Origin of the sequence: Yeosuana aromativorans (assembly GCF_014646655.1) — a bacterium.
In the GTDB taxonomy this organism is placed as follows: domain Bacteria; phylum Bacteroidota; class Bacteroidia; order Flavobacteriales; family Flavobacteriaceae; genus Yeosuana; species Yeosuana aromativorans.
Map to the genome: position 1 here is coordinate 578,505 of NZ_BMNR01000001.1, position 20,766 is coordinate 599,270.

General features: G+C 36.0%; 16 protein-coding genes. 9 read left to right on the forward strand and 7 right to left on the reverse strand.

Annotated features, from left to right (window positions below):
* Positions 1-4 precede the first annotated feature (4 nt).
* The 3 genes from IEW94_RS02305 to IEW94_RS02315 are packed head-to-tail and all read left to right on the forward strand — an operon-like array spanning position 5 to position 2,719.
* Complete coding sequence (locus tag IEW94_RS02305; RefSeq protein ID WP_188649645.1) at positions 5-1,243, forward strand: nitrous oxide reductase family maturation protein NosD; 1,239 nt, start codon at positions 5-7, stop codon at positions 1,241-1,243.
* Positions 1,237-1,944 (forward strand): ABC transporter ATP-binding protein, encoded by a 708-nt coding sequence (locus IEW94_RS02310; RefSeq protein WP_188649646.1) that lies wholly within the window; start codon positions 1,237-1,239, stop codon positions 1,942-1,944. Before IEW94_RS02305 ends, IEW94_RS02310 begins: the two co-directional genes overlap by 7 nt.
* Complete coding sequence (locus IEW94_RS02315) at positions 1,937-2,719, forward strand: ABC transporter permease (RefSeq protein WP_188649647.1); 783 nt, start codon at positions 1,937-1,939, stop codon at positions 2,717-2,719. Before IEW94_RS02310 ends, IEW94_RS02315 begins: the two co-directional genes overlap by 8 nt.
* A gap of 29 nt (positions 2,720-2,748) precedes the next feature.
* On the opposite strand, the gene IEW94_RS02320 is transcribed toward IEW94_RS02315, so the two are convergent.
* From IEW94_RS02320 to IEW94_RS02345, 6 genes are all read right to left on the reverse strand, one after another.
* Positions 2,749-3,210, reverse strand: coding sequence for a hemerythrin domain-containing protein (locus IEW94_RS02320; protein WP_188649648.1), 462 nt, complete (start codon positions 3,208-3,210; stop codon positions 2,749-2,751).
* Positions 3,200-4,396, reverse strand: a complete 1,197-nt coding sequence (locus IEW94_RS02325; RefSeq protein WP_188649649.1) for a hypothetical protein — start codon at positions 4,394-4,396, stop codon at positions 3,200-3,202. The genes IEW94_RS02320 and IEW94_RS02325 overlap by 11 nt, the downstream gene beginning before the upstream one ends.
* 103 nt (positions 4,397-4,499) lie before the next feature.
* Entirely contained in the window at positions 4,500-5,231 is a 732-nt protein-coding gene (gene ric / locus IEW94_RS02330) for an iron-sulfur cluster repair di-iron protein (protein ID WP_188649650.1), read from the reverse strand.
* 48 nt (positions 5,232-5,279) lie between these two features.
* The gene (locus tag IEW94_RS02335; RefSeq protein ID WP_188649651.1) at positions 5,280-5,714 is read right to left on the reverse strand and encodes an RrF2 family transcriptional regulator; all 435 of its coding nucleotides are present in this window, start codon (positions 5,712-5,714) and stop codon (positions 5,280-5,282) included.
* 68 nt (positions 5,715-5,782) lie between these two features.
* The gene (locus tag IEW94_RS02340; protein WP_188649652.1) at positions 5,783-6,130 is read right to left on the reverse strand and encodes a hypothetical protein; all 348 of its coding nucleotides are present in this window, start codon (positions 6,128-6,130) and stop codon (positions 5,783-5,785) included.
* Positions 6,130-7,104: a polyprenyl synthetase family protein gene (locus tag IEW94_RS02345; protein ID WP_188649653.1), complete on the reverse strand. Its 975-nt coding sequence runs from the start codon at positions 7,102-7,104 to the stop codon at positions 6,130-6,132. The genes IEW94_RS02340 and IEW94_RS02345 overlap by 1 nt, the downstream gene beginning before the upstream one ends.
* 123 nt (positions 7,105-7,227) lie before the next feature.
* Here IEW94_RS02345 and IEW94_RS02350 point away from each other — a divergent pair, with 123 nt between their 5' ends.
* Genes IEW94_RS02350 through IEW94_RS02365 form a run of 4 tightly spaced genes read left to right on the forward strand, consistent with a single transcriptional unit; the run spans position 7,228 to position 13,890 of the window.
* Entirely contained in the window at positions 7,228-7,830 is a 603-nt protein-coding gene (locus IEW94_RS02350; protein WP_188649654.1) for a TetR/AcrR family transcriptional regulator, read from the forward strand.
* 3 nt (positions 7,831-7,833) lie between these two features.
* Positions 7,834-9,177: a TolC family protein gene (locus tag IEW94_RS02355; RefSeq protein WP_188649655.1), complete on the forward strand. Its 1,344-nt coding sequence runs from the start codon at positions 7,834-7,836 to the stop codon at positions 9,175-9,177.
* Positions 9,178-9,193: 16 nt separating this feature from the next.
* Positions 9,194-10,372 carry an efflux RND transporter periplasmic adaptor subunit gene (locus IEW94_RS02360; RefSeq protein ID WP_188649656.1) on the forward strand — a complete coding sequence of 393 codons (1,179 nt, stop codon included), beginning with the start codon at positions 9,194-9,196 and terminating at the stop codon, positions 10,370-10,372.
* Positions 10,373-10,395: 23 nt separating this feature from the next.
* Positions 10,396-13,890, forward strand: a complete 3,495-nt coding sequence (locus IEW94_RS02365) for an efflux RND transporter permease subunit (protein ID WP_188649657.1) — start codon at positions 10,396-10,398, stop codon at positions 13,888-13,890.
* Between the two features lie 57 nt (positions 13,891-13,947).
* Here IEW94_RS02365 and IEW94_RS02370 read toward each other — a convergent pair whose 3' ends face one another.
* Positions 13,948-16,827 (reverse strand): TonB-dependent receptor, encoded by a 2,880-nt coding sequence (locus IEW94_RS02370; protein ID WP_188649658.1) that lies wholly within the window; start codon positions 16,825-16,827, stop codon positions 13,948-13,950.
* A gap of 273 nt (positions 16,828-17,100) precedes the next feature.
* On the opposite strand from IEW94_RS02370, the gene aspS reads away from it, so the two are divergent.
* The gene (aspS, locus tag IEW94_RS02375; protein ID WP_188649659.1) at positions 17,101-18,855 is read left to right on the forward strand and encodes an aspartate--tRNA ligase; all 1,755 of its coding nucleotides are present in this window, start codon (positions 17,101-17,103) and stop codon (positions 18,853-18,855) included.
* A gap of 46 nt (positions 18,856-18,901) precedes the next feature.
* Entirely contained in the window at positions 18,902-20,689 is a 1,788-nt protein-coding gene (locus IEW94_RS02380; protein WP_188649660.1) for a chloride channel protein, read from the forward strand.
* The last annotated feature ends 77 nt before the right edge of the window (positions 20,690-20,766 follow it).

Sequence of the window (20,766 nt, forward strand, 5' to 3'; positions counted from 1 at the left end):
TGTGATGAATAAGGTTGTTACCGTTTTTCTTATCCTTTTTTTTGTGTCCTTTTTTTCATCGGCACAAACAATCACGGTATGCAAAGATTGCAACATCACAACCTTAAAGGAAGCCATTAAAAATGCTACGGATTTTGATACCATTATTGTAAAGCAAGGCACCTATAAAGAACATAATATTACCATTGACAAACCACTAACTATCTTGGGCAAAAATTATCCGGTGATTGATGGCGAAGAGCAAGGTGAAATCATCACCATTGTGTCTGATCATGTTACTGTTGACGGGTTATTTCTAAAAAATGTTGGCAACAGTTATACCGAAGACTTTGCGGCAATAAGAGTGATAAAAAGCAAGTTTTTTGAAATACGAAATCTTGTCATAGAAAAACTCTTTTTTGGCATTTACATTGAAAAATCCAAATTTGGAAAAATCATTAACAATAAAATCATTGGGGAGGCTGTAGAAGAATATAATTCCGGTAACGGAATCCATTTATGGTACAGCCATGACTTGGATATTGAAAACAACCATGTACAAAACATGAGAGACGGCATTTACTTTGAGTTTGCCGATAATTCCACCATTAAAAACAATGTAAGTACCAACAATTTAAGGTACGGCCTACATTTTATGTTTTCTAACAATGATGTTTATGAAGGCAATACGTTTGAAAATAACGGAGCTGGAGTAGCCGTGATGTTTTCAAAACAAATAAAAATGATAAACAATGTCTTTAAAAAAAATTGGGGAACAGCTTCTTACGGCTTGCTGTTAAAAGAAATTAACGATGCCGAAATAAAAGGGAACACCTTTGAAAAAAATACCATAGGCATCAACATTGAAGGTTCCAATAGAATCACTTACGTGAACAATAACTTTTCAAATAACGGTTGGGCCGTAAAAGTAAGAGGTGCTTGTTATTCAAATTCGTTTATAAGCAATAATTTTCTGTACAATTCTTTTGATGTTTCCTATAACAGCAAAATCAATGATAATTTGTTTGACAACAACTATTGGAGCAATTACACCGGATATGACCTGGACAAAAACGGGATTGGGGATGTACCCTACAGACCCGTAAAATTATTTTCTTACATTGTTAACAGAACGCCAGAAACCATTATCCTGTTAAGAAGTTTGTTTATAGATATCATTGACTTTTCCGAAAAAGTTTCTCCGGTTTTCACGCCAGACAAGCTACTGGACAATAACCCTTCAATTAAAAAAATAGCATGGTAACCATTGAAAATTTACATAAAAAATTTGGAAAAAACATCGTGCTTAACGGTGTTGACTTAAGTATTAAAGAGGGTGGTATTTTTGCAGTTCTTGGCCCCAACGGTTCGGGAAAAACAACCCTCATTAAATCTGTTTTGGGCATGGTAATTCCAGATAAAGGAACCATTTCCGTTCTCCAAAAAAACATAAAAAACAGTTCAGCATACCGGCATAAAATTGATTATTTACCTCAAATAGCAAATTTTCCAGGCAACTTAAAAGTCAAGGAACTTATTACCATGATTAAGGATTTAAGGGGCAAGACCACCAATGATGACGCATTGATCAGTCTGTTTAAACTGGACAAGTTTCTTGATAAAAAATTGGGAAATCTCTCAGGAGGCACCAAACAAAAAGTAAATTTGGTTTTAACGTTTATGTTTGACAGCCCGCTTATTATTTTGGACGAGCCCACATCTGGCCTAGACCCTATTTCTTTGATACATTTAAAAGATTTAATTCAAGCCGAAAAAGCCAAAGGAAAAACCATTTTGATCACCTCACATATCATGAGCTTTGTTGAAGAAATTTCTGATGAGATTGTGTTTCTTTTGGAAGGTAAAATTTATTTCAAAGGCACTATTGAACAACTAAAGACCATGACCAATCAATCTGATTTTGAACGTGCCATTGCAACCATTTTAACAGATAACCATGCTTAAAATATTAAAATACAGTTTTTTTGATTTGATGCGAAGCCGTTGGAGCTACGTGTACTTTGCGTTTTATTTGTTGCTTGGCATTGTGCTGTTGTTTTTAAACAACGATTTATCAAAAGCAGTCATTACCTTAATGAACATTATTATTGTTCTGGTTCCGCTGATTGGGACCATTTTTGGGGTGATGTACTACTATAATTCCAAAGAATTCACGGAACTGTTGTTGGCACAACCCTTAAAACGTTCGTCTATCTTTTTAGGACAATATTTAGGTGTATCCATATCGCTATCCATGAGTTTGGTTTTAGGATTGGGTATTCCATTTGCACTCTATGGTTTATTCAATTCAAGTGCTATTTGGGACTTCTCTTTACTCATTATAACGGGCGGATTTTTAACGTTTATCTTTACGGCCTTAGCGTTTAATATTGCTTTATCCAATGAAAATAAAATCAAGGGGTTTGGCTATGCTATTTTGGTATGGCTGCTTTTGGCAATTATTTATGATGGCGTGTTTTTAATGTCACTGATCTTGTTTGAAGATTATCCGTTGGACAAATTATCATTGGTAGGAACCATGTTAAACCCAATAGATTTATCCAGGACACTCATTCTATTAAAATTGGATATATCTGCCTTATTGGGTTATACCGGTGCCGTTTTCAAACAGTTTTTCGGAACCAGCTTTGGATTGATTGTGTCGTTCAGTATGTTAATAATATGGGTATCCTTGCCTGTTATGCGAATTGTGTATAAATCAAAAAGAAAGGATTTTTAAACTGAAAAAAAACTTGGTATTAAGAATTGTTATTTCCAAAACACATCATTCAAGTTATCTTCAAAATCGTCTGGTTGATGGATGCTTTCAATTAAAGATAATTGTTCTGCAGTAGCCACTTTTTGAATTTCCGGAAACAAAATCCGTTCCTCAAACCGAATATGTTGCTCCAGTTCTTCTTCAATTTTATTCAACGTTTTAGTATCATCCCCTGTGCTTGTAAACAAGCGTTTTAATCTCCTGTGATCTGACAATGCCTTTTTAACAAGTTCGTTATCACTTTTTAAAATAGTAAAAATGTGTGTTTCCTCTAATTCAAAATGAGGGATTAAATGGGTTTTAAAAAACCAATCGGCATATACTTTTATACGATTTGCTTCAATATTCTTATTAAATCCTGTTCTTATTTTCCAAGATAGCAACAATCCATGGTGATGTTCCCTACTCAGATTTTGCAACGCTTTATGTCGCTTTTGAATTTTATTTTGCATAATTGAAATGTTTGATTGTATTAAATAATATAAGGCCAATGCCCAATGGTAGCAAAATGCTCAACAAAAACAAGATTAGGTAATAGCTTGGCAACAAACCCATTCTTAGATAAAACATGCCGCCTTGAATAAACAATATTAATTCTGTTAAAACAAATCCAACCATAAAGGTATAAACCCCCACATGAAACCATAAGTTTAATTTTATGAACTGTTTGTTTATAATAAAAGAAAATAAAAAACCCGTAACAACTCCCAACATAGTTAAATGAATGAACCCAATAACAAAGTTGTGGTACTGATATGCTACTTTTGAAACCTCAGGAATAATTGATAAGGACTGAAACAGAATTTTTAACACAAAACAAAAAATTGCAAAGCTGTACAAATAAACCGTGAGTTTTGGGTTATCTAATAAAACATGTGAAAGTTTGGGCTTGATTAGTCTTAAAAAAACCATTAGCGCAGCCAACTGCAATAAAACGCCCAGCCCGTTTATCCACAATAAAAAACTCTGTGGAACAAACCAATTTATAGGTAAAGCAAATGTAAGCACCGTAGATGCAATTAAAAGTTTGAAAAACAATCTGAATTGCTTGGTATTTTGTATTTGCAATTGCTGAAAAAACAAAGCAATAACTGCAATAACAAACCAGCCATTAAACTGGAAATGCAAAAAGAACTGTATGGCAATTTCATAAAAAACAGACCCTTGACCTTGAGTCATAACAGCTGGACCCAAACACCATACTCCAATGGTTGATAGCAACATAAACACCAATGAGGTTTTGAGTAAATATTGTATAGCCGTGGATTTAATTTGATGATGTTTCCAAATGAGATAAACAAAATAGTAACTGCATAAAATATGTAAGGTTGAAAATGAAATGGACACAGCTGCATATCCTTGAAATGGAAAACTAACCATCATTCCTATTACGGCTATTTCAGTTACCCAAAACAAGTTGTTGAAAACAGCTCTCTTATTGTTTGGCACAAAATAATGAACTATCAATGTAAACAGCATTAAATACACCCAACCTAACATAGCCACATGTGAATGCGCATGTGTTAAAAAACGATAATTGATAGGAATGGTATCAATAAAAAAGTAACGCAATGTTAGCCCCATCAAGGCGGCAATAAAAAAATTAAGCAGACATATTACAACGAGTTTTTTTGACACTGTGTTTTTTATAATGTGAAATATATAAACATAAAAGTAAAAAATCCAGAATGCCTTACAGACTACTTCTGGATTTTTTCATGGTAAGAAATTTAAATTGCTATTAATCAAACTGTTTTTCCAGTTTTATGGCTTGAGGAAATAAGATGTTATTTTCCAAATGAATATGCAAGTGCAAATCTTGTTCAAATTCCTCCAACATAGCAAACGCTACCTTATACGTATTGCATGCATCTGCAGGTGGATTATAGTTATTGCTCAACTCGGCTATTTTTCTAAAACGCTCCCCTTCGGTATCATGTTCTTCCATCATCATAGCAATAGGGTTTTCAACAGTACCAAATTGTGGCGAATGAATGGTTTCATTGTCTGATTTTGCTTTGACCATTCTTTTTATAAAGGGAAAGAGAACAAGCTCTTCTTTTTTCATATGTGCTGTTAACGCATTGGCACAGGCTGTAAACTCTTCATTTATTTTAAATAATTCTGGATGTCTTTCTCCATGAACACTACATAATTTGTTTAAAAACTGAATCAACACAGGTATTTTTTCTTCTACATACCGGTGATGCTTTTTCTCAATATAATCTGCCAATAAATCCAATGGCCAAGATTTATAATCTATTGATTGATTTGCTTTCGAGTTTAAAACCGTATTAAGATCTTCCAAAATTGAATCGATTTCTATCCCTTTCTTATCGCAAACTTCCTCAAGTGTTCTATCTCCTTTACAGCAAAAGTCAATGCCATACTTGTTGAATACGGCCGCTGTTCTAAAATCTTCGGCAACAAATTGCCCGATTTGTTTTTCTGATTCTCTAAATAATATATCCATAACTTTGTTTATTTCGGATAATTTTATCCTATTTATAATTAAATTTTTTTATGTTTTAAAAAATGATTCTCCTGCCTGTATGCTCATTGCCAATTCATCCAAACTGGTGTGTTCCAGCATATATTTCAAATTGTCCCTAATGTCTTTAAACTTATCATGAACGGGACATGGATGGGTTTCATCACATTTTTCCAATCCCAATCCGCAGCCATTATAAATTTTGTCACCATCAATTGCCTTTACAATTTGTGACAGTTTAATGTTTTTGATATTGGTTTGCTCAATTTCAAAACCGCCATAAGCACCTTTAACGGAGTTTACAATATTATTCCTTACCAATTCTTGCAATATTTTGGCTGTAAATGCTTGTGGAGAATTGATTTCTTGTGCAATAGCTTTAGGGCTTACCCGCCTATTCTCATAGGAGTTTATTGCTATAAAAATTGCTGCCTTAATGCCGTATTCACAAGCTTTTGAAAACATATTAGTGTTTATTTACATGCAAATATAAAAATAATTTTTAATTAGGATAAGTTTATCCTAATTAAAAATTAATATTTGTGTCTATACCAAACTTTTTGCCATTCGCGCTTGAGAATCAAGAACGATACTTCTTCAGATAGTTGTAAGGTGTCATAACCATCCATCTGTTTTATCTGATGCTCGGGAACATCAATGATATACAATAAATTGAGGTAATCTGTAAATTTATGTTGTATCAGCTCATAAACCGTTTCGTGAAGCAAGAGTTTTAAACTAGAGGGTAAAATATCCTGATGGAAGTCAAGGTCAATATTGGCCAACAAAAAGTCCTTGTTAAGCTGGTCAACTAGTTTTTTATATAAATCCAGTTGGCTAGCCTCTTCAACCAATGCCTCGTAGGTGTTGGGAACCTGCATTATACGTTTCTGTTCATTAATTGCTCTCCAAATTGTTTCAAAAGTAATTTTTTATCTTCTGAAATATCCAACGAATCCAAAACCATAAACGCTTTTTGAGTATAAGATAGTATCTCTTGTTTTGTGGCTTCTTGTGAACCACTGGATTCAAAAATATGTTTAACCGTTTTTATTTTTTCCGTAGCATCCTTTGGGTTTAGGCTATATAAATGCGTTAAGGCCTCACGTTCTTTTTCATTTGATAATTGTAAGGCGTGGATGTATAAAATGGTCTTTTTGTTTTCAATAATATCGCCTCCAATTTGCTTTCCAAAGGTTTTAGGGTCTCCAAAAGCATCTAAATAATCATCTTGTAATTGAAATGCAATGCCTAAATTTTTACCAAATTGATAGATGTTTTGTTGGTCTTTTTCAGAAGCTCCAGCAACTATGGCACCCATTTTCATGGCGGCCCCAATTAAAACAGCTGTTTTATATTCAATCATTTTTAAATAGTCTGCAATGGTAACATCATCACGGGTTTCAAAATCCACATCATATTGTTGGCCTTCACAAACTTCCAGCGCTGTTTTACTAAACAATTCTGCCAAAGCTCTAAAAGTTGAATTATCATAGGTCTCAAATAGCTGATATGCCATAATCAGCATGGCATCGCCTGATAAGATCCCGGTATTGACATCCCATTTCTCATGAACCGTTTCCTGTCCTCTTCGCAATGGGGCATCATCCATAATATCATCGTGTATCAACGAAAAATTATGGAACACCTCAATACTTAAGGCGGCCTGTAATGCCTTTTTGTAGTCACAATTAAAAATTTCGGAAGTCATTAATGTTAAAACAGGGCGCAATCGTTTACCGCCCAATGTTAATATATATTGAATGGGTTCGTAAAGATTAACAGGATCTTTAATTACAGAATAGTCCTTAAGAAAATCAATAAACTTGTTTTGGTATGTTTCTATTGATAGCATACAGCAAAAATAAATTAAAACATCACATGAAAAAGGGTGTATGTAAATTATATGTTAAAAAATCATTAAAACTTTGGAAACTTTTTTTGTTTTTAAAGTTTCCTGTTGTACATTTGCGCCATTATGAAAAACAAAATATTGACAAACGCAGCTGAATTGTTTTTAAATTATGGGTTTAAAAGTATTACCATGGATGATATTTCTAATCATTTGGGAATATCAAAAAAAACCATTTACCAGCATTTTGAAAATAAAACCAAATTGGTTGAGGCTGTGACCATGCATGTTTTTGAAAATATTTCATGTGGTATCAGTGATATTTGTTCGTCTAAAAAGAACCCCATTGAAGAGATATTTGACATCAAGCAATTTGTGATGGAGCATTTAAAAGATGAAAAGTCTTCGCCACAGTACCAACTCCAAAAATATTATCCCAAGATTTTCAGTACCCTCAAAAAAAAGCAGTTTGAAATTATGCAGAAATGTGTTGTTGAAAATTTGAACAGAGGTATAGAACTGGGATTATACAGAAAAACCCTAGATATAAATTTTATTTCAAGAATTTATTTTCATTGCATGACCATTTTAAAAGACAACGAGTTATTCCCCTTAAACCATTTTTCAATGAACACCTTAATGAATAATTATTTAGAGTATCACCTACGTGGTATTTGCACAGAAAAAGGGCTGTTAACCTTAAATAAATTCATCAACAATCAATCATAAAACATGACAAAACAAATCTTTTACTTAGTAGTTATTTTACTAGGCCTAAAATCATTTTCGCAAGAAGAACCCAAGCAATTTAGCCTACAGGAAGCTATAGATTATGCATTGGAAAACAACAGAACAGCAAAAAACGCCCAACGCGATATTGAAGCTGCCAAACAACAAAAATGGGAAACCACATCAACAGGATTGCCACAAATAAATGCGTCTGTAGATTATCAAAACTTTTTAAAGCAACAAGTATCGTTAATCCCTGCTGAATTTTTTGGTGGAAATCCCGGCGAGTTTGCCGAAGTCACTTTTGGCACCAAGCAAAGCGTTTCAGCAACAGCAACGTTAAGCCAAAAAATATTTGATGGCTCTTACCTGGTAGGACTTCAATCTGCTAAAGTCTATTTGGAAATTTCAAAAAACGCCAAAATAAAAACCGATCTAGAAGTAAGAAAAGCAGTTATTAATGCTTATGGCAATGTGTTATTGGCCGAACAAAGTGTTCAAATTCTTGAACGTAACAAAGCTGCTTTAGAAAAAAACCTGGATGAATTGACCAAAATCTATGAAAACGGGTTTGAAGAAGAAGAAAGCGTTGAGCAATTACAAATCACATTATCAAGTGTAGAAAGTTCCTTGAAAAACACCCAAAGGTTAAAAACCTTGGCCTATCAAATGCTTAACATCACATTGGGGCTTGATGTTTACAACAACTCAGTACTAACGGATTCGCTTGAAGATTTGAGCCTACAAAATATGTCATTGGATTTACTTAAAACAGATACCAATGTAGAAAACAATATAGATTACCTAATAGCCGAGAACGACAAAAAAGCAAAAGCGCTTTTGTTAAAATTTGAAAAAAGCAAAGCTCTACCAACATTAAATGCTTTTGTTAATGGTGGTTACCAAGCCTATAGTGATAATTTTAATTTTACCAGCAAAAACCAAAAATGGTTTGGCTCATCACTGTTTGGGGTTAATCTGTCTATTCCTATTTTCAGTTCATTAGGAAGAACAGCTGCCACACAACGGGCCAAAATCAATCTTGAAAAAGCAAAAGACGATTTGATAGAAACCGAACAAAAACTCCAGTTGCAAATTGCATCAGCTAAAAGTGATTATCAATTTGCTATTGAAGATTACGATAATAAAAAACAAAATTTAAACCTTGCCGAACGAATTGAACAAAAAAACCAAACCAAGTTTTTTGAGGGCATTTCATCAAGCTTTGATTTAAGGCAAGCACAGATTCAACTTTATGCTGCCCAACAAGAATATTTACAGGCCATGCTTGATGTGATCAACAAAAAAGCAGTGCTGGAAACCTTATTAAATACAGTCAACAACTAATTAAATCAATCAAATTATGAAACATATTTTATCAATTATAACCCTAGCATTGGTTCTTTCCTCTTGTGGTGGAGAGAAAAGACAATCTGTAGAAGATGTTATCGCAACCAATAACATTGAAAAAATCAGACAAAAGAAATCGCAATTAGACGAGCAACAACAGGTTCTTAGTGCAGAATTGAAGCAGTTGGAAGCAAAAATAAAGGAATTGGATCCGTTGGAAAAAATACCTTTAGTGACCACGGTTCATATTAAAGAATCTATGTTTACCCATTATATCGAATTGCAAGGTAGCGTGAGCACCAAGCAAAACCTGGTTATCTATCCAGAATTTTCCGGTGTTTTAACTAAAGTCTATGTAACCGAAGGACAAAAAGTTAACAAAGGGCAGCTATTGGCTAAAATTGATGATGGCGGTTTAAGCCAACAATTGGTACAATTACAAATTCAAGCTGATTTGGCCAAAACAACCTTTGAACGCCAAGAACGTTTGTGGAACCAAAAAATAGGTAGCGAAATTCAATACCTTCAAGCCAAATCGTCTTATGAAGCACAGTCTAGAGCTGTTGACCAATTACAACAGCAAATAGAAAAAACCAATGTTAGAGCGCCCTTTTCAGGCACTATAGATGATGTTATTACGGATCAAGGTAGTGTAGTAGCTCCAGGGCAATCGCCGTTATTTAGAATTGTGAACCTTAACAATATGTATATTGAAACCGATGTGCCAGAACGTTATATTTCAACTGTAACCAAAGGAAAAGACGTCTTGGTTGAATTCCCCATTCTTGGAACCTCATTGGATTCAAAAGTGCGCCAAGCAGGTAACTTTATCAATCCAGCTAACAGGACTTTTAAAGTTGAGGTTGAAGTTCCCAATTCGGACAATCAAATAAAACCCAACCTAACAGCCAAACTTAAAATCAATGATTACACAAATAACAAGGCTATTTTGATTCCGCAAAGTATCATTTCAGAAAATGCTGAAGGCGATCAATATGTTTATACCGTAACCAATAAATCCGACCAAACAGCCAATGCTAAACAAGTCATTGTGAAAACCGGAAAAACACAAGGCGATTACATTGAAATACTGTCTGGTTTGGAAGACGGAAGCGAAATTATTGAGGAAGGTGCAAGAAGTGTTGAAGATGGACAGGAAATAAAAATCCTTTCTGTTGAGGACAAACAATAGTTCAACCAACTAAACTTTAAAACATGACAAAAAAGAAAAAAGATATACATAAAGAGTTTGCGTTTTCTTCTTGGGCTATCAACAACAAAACAACCATGTATGTGTTAATGGCCTTGATACTCCTCTTGGGAGCTGGTGCCTATTATAGCATGCCCAGGGAAAGTTTCCCAGAAGTCAAGGAAACAAAAATCTACATCAGTTCCATTTACCCCGGTAATACCGCAGAAGACATTGAAAAACTGATTACAGACCCTATTGAAGATAAGCTAAAAACGGTGAGCAACGTTGTTGAAATCACCTCAACATCACAAGAGGATTATTCTATTGTTGTTGTTGAATTTGATGAAAACATCTCTGTTGAAGCAGCCAAACAAAAGGTAAAAGACGAGGTAGATTCTGAAACTTCTGGAGAAGATTGGCCTACTTTTAATGGTGCCAAAGTAGAGCCCAATGTGTTTGATTTAAGCCTTTCGGAAGAAATGCCTATTCTAAACATTAATATTTCCGGGAATTACCCAGTTGATAAACTCAAAGAATTTGGCGAATATCTTGAAGATGAAATAGAAAGTCTGCCACAAATCAAACAAGTAGATATCCGTGGCGCCCAAGAAAAAGAAGTTGAAGTAGCTGTTGATATTTACAAAATGATGGCTGCCCAAGTTAGTTTTAATGATATCATCAATACCATAAATGGTGAAAACATGACCATGTCTGCCGGTAACTTAATTACCAGCGGTCAACGGCGTACTATCAGGATTATTGGTGAGATAGACAAGCCAAGTGATTTAGAGAACTTTGTTGTAAAATCGGAACACAACAACCCCATTTATTTAAAAGATATTGCCACAGTGACCTTTAAGGACGAGGACAAAACAACCTATGCCAGAGAGTTTGGACACCCAGTGGTCATGCTTGATGTTAAAAAGCGTGCTGGAAAAAACATGGTAGAAGCTGCCGAACAAATACAAACAATTGTTGATAAAGCTAAAGCCAATGTATTTCCCCCAGATTTAAAAGTTACCATTGCCAATGACCAATCCTCAAAAACCATTGGTCAAGTAGATGACTTGGTAAACAATATCTTTTTTGGGATCATTCTGGTCGTAACGGTATTAATGTTCTTCTTAGGATTTAAAAATGCCTTGTTCGTTGGTTTTGCCATTCCTATGTCCATGTTTATGTCGCTTATGATATTGAATATGTTAGGATACACCATGAACACCATGATTTTATTTGGATTGATTATGGGTCTGGGTATGCTTGTTGACAACGGAATTGTGGTGGTTGAAAATGTTTATCGTTTAATGAGTGAGGAAGGTTTAAGCAGAATTGAAGCTGCCAAAAAAGGTATTGGTGAAATCGCTTTTCCTATTATTATTTCAACAGCAACTACCGTTGCAGCTTTCATTCCGTTAGGCATGTGGCCCGGTATGATGGGAGAATTCATGATTTATTTTCCAATAACCCTATCCGTTGTGTTGGGCTCCTCATTATTTGTTGCCATTTTCTTCAATTCGGTTATGGTGTCTCAATTCATGACCACTGAAGATAAAAACCTGCCTTTAAAACAGATCATCAAAATATCCGCTACAATAGCTGTTATTGGTATTCTTGTGTTTATTTTTGGAGGCCCTTACCGAGGATTGGGAACCTTAATGGTAATTACCTCAATCTTGTTATGGGTTTACAGACTGTTCCTTAGAAAATGGTCCAATCATTTTCAAAATGATATTTTACCACGCTATGAGCGTTTGTACGAACGAACCTTAAGAGCAGCCTTAAAAAACAAAAGGCCTATTTTTATAAGTTTAGGAACATTACTGCTGCTCATCATAGCGTTTGCAGGGTTTGGTGCTTCCTTGGCCAACCAACGTACCAAAGTGGAGTTTTTCCCTGATAACACACCGAACCAGATTATTGTGTACATAGAATATCCTGAAGGGACCGACATTAAAAAAACCAATACCATCACAAAGGATATTGAGCAACGCGTTTATAAAATCATCAACGACCCCATGTATATGGATGGTGATTATAATTTTATGACAGAAAGTGCGGTTTCACAAGTTGGTGAAGGTGCAGGAAATCCACAGACAGACGCCGGTTCAGCGGCTGAAATGCCACATCGAGGCAAAATCACGGCTACCATGCGCGAGTTCAAATTTAGAAGAGGTGCTGATAGTAAAGTCCTTCTTAAAAAAGTACAGGAAGCTCTTAAAGATGTGTATCCGGGTGTTGCCATTTCTGTTGAAAAAGATGCCGTGGGGCCGCCAGCAGGTTATCCCATAAACATTGAATTGGAAGGTGATGATTATGCTGAGTTGATCAATACCGCTGAAAAAATGAAAAACTTCATCAACACCAAAAATATTCAGGGTATTGATGAACTTAAAATTGACGTGAACAAATCAAAACCTGCGATGCAAGTTCATGTAGATAGAAAAAAAGCAGGTGAACTGGGTATTTCCTCAGGGCAAGTTGGCCAACAACTTAGAAATTCCATTTTTGGTGCCAAAGCAGGTATCTATAAAGAAGGCGGAGATGATTATGACATCTATGTAAGGTTTAATGAAGAAAACCGGTATAACACCAGTGCGCTTTTTAACCAGAAAATAACCTTTAGGGATATGGCCACCGGACAGATAAAGGAAATTCCTGTATCAGCCGTTGCCAAACAAAACAATACTTCGGGTTTTAGTGCTATTAAGCACAGGGATACCAAACGTGTAGTGACCTTGTATTCTGCATTATCACCTGGATTCATTGATGCATCGGCCATTGTATCTCAAATTCAACATGAAATGCAAACTTTTTCTGAAAAACCTGATGGTGTAAAAATTGATTACACCGGTCAAATAGAAGAACAACAAAAACAACAAGATTTTCTAAATGGTGCGTTTTTAACCGGATTGGCTTTGATTTTCTTTATTTTGATATTCCAATTCAACTCGGTTTCCAAACCAGGCATTATTATGATGGCCGTGTTCTTAAGCTTGATTGGCGTATTTGGCGGTATGGTTATTACAGGAAGTTCCTTTGTTATCATGATGACCATGATGGGAATCATATCGCTTGCCGGTATTGTGGTTAATAATGGTGTGGTACTTCTGGATTATACCCAGTTATTAATTGACAGAAAAAAGATTATACACAATCTGGAACCAGAACAATACATCAACAAAGAAGAACTTTTGGAAGTTATTGTTAAAGCTGGTAAGGCACGTTTACGTCCTGTTTTATTAACGGCTATTACAACTATTTTGGGGCTTATCCCATTAGCTACAGGACTCAACATTAATTTCTTTAGCTTCTTTAGCGATTTTGATGCCAATATTTATTTTGGTGGCGATAACGTGATTTTCTGGGGACCATTGGCATGGACTGTTATTTACGGATTGTTTGTGGCTACCTTTTTAACACTTATAGTCGTTCCTATTTTATTTTATCTGGTAACCAGATTTAAAATGTGGCTCTACAAAGATAGAGTGGCCGATTATGAAAAGCTTATCACCGAATAAAGCCCATAAAAAAATCCTCAACGTGTGTTGAGGATTTTTTTTAATAATGAATATTATCTATTTAAGGTCAAAAGTTAACCTAGCAAAAAGAAAACGTCCGCCTATACCAAATTGTTGGGATCGTCTTGACCAGTCAAAACGACCATCGCTACGGTTTCCGTATTGAGGATCGGCTCTATCTGGATAAATATCAAATAAGTTATTGGCACCAATGGTAATGGTTGTGCTTTCAGCTATTTGATAACCAAATGACAAATCGGTTACCAATTTAGATCCAAACACCTGTTGGTTTGCAACAACTGTTGTAGCTTCTGTAACTTCACCAAACCATACATTTCTTAAAAAGATATTAAACTTATTGGTTGTATAATTATTGGTTAAGTTGATTTTTGCACGTGGCACGGCTTTTTCCAAATAAATACGGCTATCCTCAGGGAAATAGGTTCCAACTTGATTGGCATTTATTAATACTTGTGATGCATGGATACCTCCTACTTGTTTGGTTTTTGAAAAAGTTCCTGATAAATCACTTTTCAATTTTGCAGCAGTTCCTATTCTGGCATCATGTGAAATCACAATATCCAATCCTCTAGATTCTGTGTCAATGGCATTGGCAAAAAAGGATGCTGCCGAGGCATTGGCTTGAGACAATAATTTATCTAATTCTGTACCAGTTCCTGGCCCTTTAAATTGGCCTGTATAAACCACTCTATTATCAATGCCTATCCAATAACCATCTACCGTAAAGGTTAGGTGCGCATCTGGTAATTTAGAAGTAAATCCTAAACTAACACTTCTTGAAGTCTCTTGTTTTAATTGCGGAATACCTAATAATTTGGCAGCCTTACTATCATTGGAGAAGGTTCCAACTTCTTGTGGATTTCCTTGGTTGTCAAAAATAGTAGACGTTGAATTAAAATTTAATTGGTGTAATGATGGAGCTCTAAAACCAGTATTGAATGCAGCTCTAATATTCGTGTTGTCACTGACTTTTAATCGTGTAGCTATTTTTCCATTAAGAGTCGATCCAAAATCAGAATAATCTTCATAACGTAAAGCGCCGCTTAATAGGAAACTGTCAGTAATGTCTGCTTCTATATCAAAATAGCCAGCAACACTGCTTCGTCCTCTTGATAGTTCATTGGCTGGACTAAAACCAGGGAACACTTGTGAGCCGCCAGGTCTTGAAGCCCCAAAGAAATCCTTTGCTGGCACTTGCGAAGCCAATGTAATAACCTGACCATCTGCTGTATATTGTGCATATGAAGGTTGCTCTCCTGCCACAATCTCATAATTTTCCAAACGGTATTCAGCGCCAAAAGCCACGTTTAAGCCAGACATGATATCATCATAAAACTTACTAACGTCTAAATTGGTGGTGTTTTGAGCAAATGAAAATCCACCAGCATCAAAAAATGTTGGAGATGCTTTTTGCATAGATGCGTTGTAAGTATTACCAATGGTATATAAAAAGGAGTTTTTTCCGTAAGTGTTACTAAAATCAACATCCCAGTCATTTATTTTGCCTCGTATTCCAACGGCTATTGACTTATCAGTGATAGTTGAATTAATTTCCGGTAAAAATCCGTTTATGTAAGCAGGCGTATAGGTTCTACTTTGATTTGGCAATCTATAAAATCCTGCAGAATTACCCGTTCTAGAACTTAAACCAGCAAAAGAGTACAACTCAGTTCCGTTATCATCCAAAGGCAATGAAAAATTTGCAAAGAACCGACCACCACGCAGTGCCGATTGACCAACACGCATGTTAAAATCACTTCTTGTCAATCCTCTAGCGGCCAACTCTGCAGCTGTGTTATCTGCTGATAAAATGGGTTGTAAGTCCGCTTTTGTTGAAGCTCCATTTAATACAATACCAGCTTGATTGGCATATTGGATAACATCATTTACATCATCATCCAATAATTTTGATAAATCATAGCCGTCATTATTGGCAAAACGCTCTACTGTATTATATAAATTAAAGACGGTTCCTTCCCACTCTTTCATCCTACTGTAATCTTGTCTGACATCAAAATCTCCTGTAAAGTTGATAAAACCACCTTTATCTCCAAGATCTAAACCATAATTGGCACTCACATTAGTGGTCTCTCCATCAACGCCACCCGTTTGGTCATTGGCATTTTTTGTAAAATTAGCTCCAGTGGTGACATTCAAATTAAGTTCATTGGTACTTTGTTTAAGTACAATGTTGATAACGCCGGCAATGGCATCAGAACCATATTGTGCCGCTGCACCATCACGTAATACTTCAATACGTTGTATGGAAGCTGCAGGAATTGCGTTTAAATCGGTTCCAACACTACCGCGCCCAAAGGTTCCATTTACATTGATTAAAGACGAGTTATGCCTTCTTTTTCCATTAATCAAAACCAAAACTTGATCGGGCCCTAATCCTCTCAACGAAGCGGGATCAACATGGTCAGTTCCATCAGATATGGTTTGGGTATTGGACGTAAATGAAGGTGCTACATAATTTAAAATTTGATTCAAATTTACCTGTGGTCCTGCAGTAACCAACTCTGATACATCAATAACATCAACTGGTACCGCTGTGTCTGTTGCTGAACGATTTGGATTTCTGGTACCAATAAGCATCACCTCATCAAGTGCAACACCTTCTGTAAGAGCTACCATGATTTTCTGAGCAGATGTTACTTGTATCTCTTTGGTATCATAACCAAGAGATGATATTACTACTGTAGCGGGGAAACTAGCTACATCTAAGGTAAAATTACCGTCAAAATCAGTAATGGTACCTGTAGTGGTCCCTTTAATGATAACATTAGCACCAGGAATCGGGTTTTTAGTGCTAGTCTCGGTTACAGTTCCTGTAATAGTCCCTTGAGCCATCATGGCTAGAGGGAAAAACAGCAATGCAATCAAATAAAAGTTGAAATGTAAAGCTTTTTTCATAAGATAATTGTTTAAGTTAGTCTTTATTATTAATTTAAATAATTCAAGTAAATTACAAAAATTTTAATAAATCAACAATCTTGTATTTTATAATTTGAAAAAAAAACAAACTTTTAGTGTTATTTATTAGAAACAATATAATTGCATATTTGTCGTGGTGATTGATAATTTAAACCCCAAATCATAGCTTTTTAATAAGATATCTTCCTAAATTTGCACCCTGTTTAATACGTATTGAGTTTTAAGCATTTAAGCGTTTTTAATTTTTAACTTATGTATCGAAGTCATACTTGCGGTGAATTAAATGCATCGTATATTAATAAAGAAGTCGTGTTGGCCGGGTGGGTCCAAAAATCACGTGATAAAGGGTTTATGATTTGGGTAGACCTTCGGGATCGCTATGGTATTACCCAGCTTATCTTTGATGAAGAACGCACATCAAAAGCCATTTTTCAGGAAGCAAAACTTTTGGGGCGCGAATTTGTCATTCAGGTAACAGGGAAAGTCATTGAGCGTACTTCAAAAAATCCCAATATTCCAACGGGTGACATTGAAATTTTAGTGTCTAAATTAACCATTTTGAATAAAGCACAACTTCCGCCGTTTACCATTGAAGACCAAACCGATGGTGGTGAAGAGTTGCGCATGAAATTCCGCTATCTGGATATTCGCCGTAATCCTGTAAAAAACAGTTTGATCTTTAGACATAAAGTGGCGCAAGCTGTTAGAAATTATTTATCAAAAGAAGGCTTTATAGAAGTTGAAACGCCCTATTTAATAAAATCAACGCCTGAAGGTGCCCGTGATTTTGTGGTACCATCACGAATGAATGCGGGCCAGTTTTACGCCTTGCCACAATCGCCACAAACCTTTAAGCAATTGCTCATGGTTGGCGGCATGGACAAATACTTTCAAATAGTAAAATGTTTTAGGGATGAAGATTTACGCGCTGACAGACAACCTGAGTTTACACAGATAGACTGTGAAATGGCCTTTGTAGAGCAAGAAGATATCTTAAATGCCTTTGAAGGTTTGACACGTCATTTACTTAAAGAAATTAATGGTGTTGAAGTAGATAAATTTCCAAGAATGCTGTATGATGATGCCATGCGTTTATACGGAAACGATAAACCGGATATCCGTTTTGGGATGCAGTTTGGAGAATTAAATGCCGTAGCACAACACAAAGATTTTGGAGTTTTCAATACTGCCGAATTGGTGGTTGGTATTGCTGTCCCTGGCGGCAATAGTTTTACCAGAAAAGAGATTGACCAATTAATTGATTGGGTAAAACGTCCACAGATAGGTGCACTGGGAATGGTGTATTGCCGTTGCAATGAGGATGGAACCTTTAAATCATCCGTTGATAAATTTTACGATGAGACCGATTTGGCCAAATGGGCTGAGATTACTGGAGCAAAACCAGGCGATTTAATTTGTGTGCTTTCTGGTGAAACCAATAAAGTGAGAACCCAACTAAGTGCCTTAAGAATGGAACTGGCAACGCGATTAGGATTACGCAAGCCTAATGAGTTTGCGCCATTATGGGTGATTGATTTCCCATTATTGGAATGGGATGAAGAGACCAATCGTTATCACGCCATGCACCATCCGTTTACCTCACCAAAACCCGGCCAATTGGAATTACTGGCAACCAATCCAGGTGCCGTTAAAGCCAATGCCTATGATCTGGTATTGAATGGCAATGAAATAGGTGGTGGTTCTATTAGGATTCACGACAAAAAAACGCAATCACTCATGTTTGATTATTTAGGTTTTACTCCTGAGGAAGCAAAAGCCCAATTTGGGTTTTTAATGGATGCCTTTCAATATGGCGCGCCTCCACATGGTGGCATCGCATTTGGATTGGACCGATTGGTAGCCATTTTAGCCGGTCAGGAAATCATTCGTGATTTTATAGCGTTCCCAAAAAACAACGCGGGTCGCGATGTCATGATAGATGCTCCTGCCCCATTAGATGATAAACAACTTGAAGAACTGAGTTTGAAACTTAACATTAAATCATAAAAACCCAATCCTGCTACAGCAGGATTTTTTTAATAGGTTTAATATCATGCCAAAACAAACAATTTTAAAACAAATACTTGTCTGGAGAGCTAAGCATATTTCCCACAAGCAATTTGTGAATATTCTTAGTGTGTTTATTGGCTTTATTGCTGGTATCAGTGCTGTTGCTTTAAAAAATATAACACATTTTATACAGCATTTGTTAGAAGGCAAAGTTATCAAGTCATACCACAGTGCCTTTTATTTTGTGTTTCCTATCATTGGGCTTACACTGGTATATTTCACCATGAAATACATCATAAGGCATAAGGCAGGCCATGGTATTCCGTCAACCCTTTTGGCCATTTCAAAACACAAAGGCATCATTAAACGCTATCAAATGTATGGTTCTATACTTATGGCGCCTTTAACCGTAGGCTTTGGTGGTTCGGTTGGGTTAGAAGGCCCAGCAGTAGCAACAGGGTCTGCCCTAGGTTCAAACATTGCGCGCATGTTTCACATGAACCAAACAACCAGAAATTTGTTGATTGGGTGTGCAGCAGCAGGTGCCATGTCATCTATCTTACAAGCTCCCATTGCCGGAATTGTTTTTGCCATTGAGGTGTTTAGTTTGGACCTAACAATAGCCTCCATGCTACCACTTTTGTTGTCATCACTTTCGGCCGTTCTTATCTCCTATTATTTCTTTGGTGATGACATATTGCTACCTTTTAAATCGGTTGATAAGTTTGTCATTTCAGACACCCCATTTTATATTCTTCTAGCGGTTGTTGCTTGCTTTGTTTCTATTTATTTCACAAAAGTTTACGAATGGTTCCATACTTTTTTCCGTAAACTGAATTCACCCATCAAAAGCTTAATCATAGGTGGTATCCTTTTGGGAGTATTAATATATTTTATTCCACCGCTTTACGGTGAAGGTTATGAGGTTATCAACAACCTTATTGCCGGTAATACTCAAATCGCATTGGAAAATAATTTTTTCCAAATGGACACCAGCAATATTTGGGTGGCCATCATACTACTTGTGGGCTTAGTGCTTTTTAAAATCATTGCCAGTAGTCTAACATTTGCTGCAGGAGGTGATGGTGGCATCTTTGCGCCTACGCTTTTTATGGGCAGTATTATGGGCAACTCCATTGCCAAAATAATCAACCACTGTGGCTTATTCAGTACTCCCGTTTCAGAAAGTAATTTTACCCTAGTGGGGATGGCAGGACTCATGGCCGGTGTACTTCACGCCCCGTTAACAGCCATTTTCTTGATTGCAGAACTCACCGGTGGTTATGAACTTTTTTTTCCGTTGATGCTTACTTCAACCCTGTCTTTTGGACTCACAAAATACTTTATACCACATTCCGTTTACAATATGGAACTGGGTAGAAAAGGAGAATTAATAACACATGATAAAGACCATGCCGTACTGACCTTAATGGACACCAGTAAGGTTATAGAAACCAATTTTGTAACCATAACGTCCAACATGAACTTGGGAGAAATAGTCAATACGGCCATTATAAAATCCAATAGAAATATTTTTCCTGTCATTAATGCCAATACCAAAAAATTGGTGGGCATTATTCTTCTGGATGATTTAAGATCCATAATGTTTGACACCGATTTATATACCGAAATACGAGCTAGCGACGTCATGCAACCGGCACCTGCAATCATTGATATAGAAAACGATAAAATGACCGACATTATGAAGAAATTCCAAGATAGCAGCGCCTGGAACTTGCCCGTTGTGAAAGAAGGTGTCTACGTTGGATTTATTTCCAAATCCAAACTATTAACCGCTTACAGAAGACAATTGATCAATTTTACCAAATAAAAATTGGATAAAATCCACAAACAAGAAAAGCCTATAGATGTTCATTTTTAATTATTGCAAAAATCAAGAATCACCTT